Raw genomic sequence first — 908 nt, 5'->3', positions numbered from 1 at the left:
CAGAGAGCGTTTTTTTGTACTCGTAAGAAAATTAACTTACACTAATTAAAAATCACCTACTTCGGGGAGTAACAATGAATGTTCTATTCGTCCATATGCCTTTGCTCATCGCAAGCTTTGTCTTTCTTTTAGGAATCTGTTTACTGGTGTTGACGCACCATCAACACATGCAAAGAAAAACCTATATATTAGGAACTGTTGGTTTTCTCTTGTCCTTTTTCGGCTTAATAGCAATTATCATTATTCTTTATCTCGCTTATTTTCCCAGGCTGAGGTGAACTGAGTCAAAGGCGGTTTAGTCTTCGCCTCCCTGTGGGATTATCCCTTTTTTCGCCGCTCATGAAACACATAATACAAACCGGGCAATACTAAAAGCGTCAGAAAAGTCGATGAAATAATTCCCCCAATCACCACCGTCGCCAAAGGTCGTTGCACTTCAGAGCCAGTGCCTGTTGCCAGTGCCATTGGCACAAATCCCAAAGAGGCCACTAATGCCGTCATAAGGACCGGTCTGAGTCGAGCCAGTGACCCTTGCAATACAGCATCTTTTAAATAAAATTTTTGCTGTTCATGAAGCTTATTGATAAATGTAATCATCACAAGGCCGTTGAGCACCGCCACCCCTGATAAGGCAATAAACCCGACACCTGCCGAAATAGATAATGGGATATCCCGGATCCACAAAGCAAAAACACCGCCAGTTAAAGCCAAAGGAATGCCTGTAAACACAAGCAATGCATCTCTTGCCCTGCCAAAACTCATAAATAGTAATAAGAAAATGCCAAGTAGCGTCACGGGTACTACAATCTGTAATCGTTGTGAGGCAGATTGCAATTGCTCAAACTGTCCACCCCAGTCTATCCAATAACCACTAGGTATTTTAACGTTCTGTTCAATGCGCAGTTTTG

General features: G+C 42.4%; 2 protein-coding genes. One reads left to right on the top strand and one right to left on the bottom strand.

Annotation, left to right across the window (positions count from 1 at the left end):
* Nucleotides 1-74 precede the first annotated feature (74 nt).
* Nucleotides 75-278 (top strand): hypothetical protein, encoded by a 204-nt coding sequence (locus A8O27_RS18640; protein WP_082642512.1) that lies wholly within the window; start codon nucleotides 75-77, stop codon nucleotides 276-278.
* Nucleotides 279-318: 40 nt separating this feature from the next.
* Here A8O27_RS18640 and A8O27_RS18140 read toward each other — a convergent pair.
* Nucleotides 319-908 (bottom strand): efflux RND transporter permease subunit (locus A8O27_RS18140; RefSeq protein WP_211269274.1); only part of this gene is annotated, 590 nt, incomplete at its 5' end.

Origin of the sequence: Legionella bozemanae, assembly GCF_001648595.1 — a bacterium.
Lineage (GTDB): Bacteria > Pseudomonadota > Gammaproteobacteria > Legionellales > Legionellaceae > Legionella > Legionella bozemanae.
The sequence above is the reverse complement of the archived record's forward strand: the minus strand, read 5'-3'. Positions and strand labels throughout refer to the sequence as shown.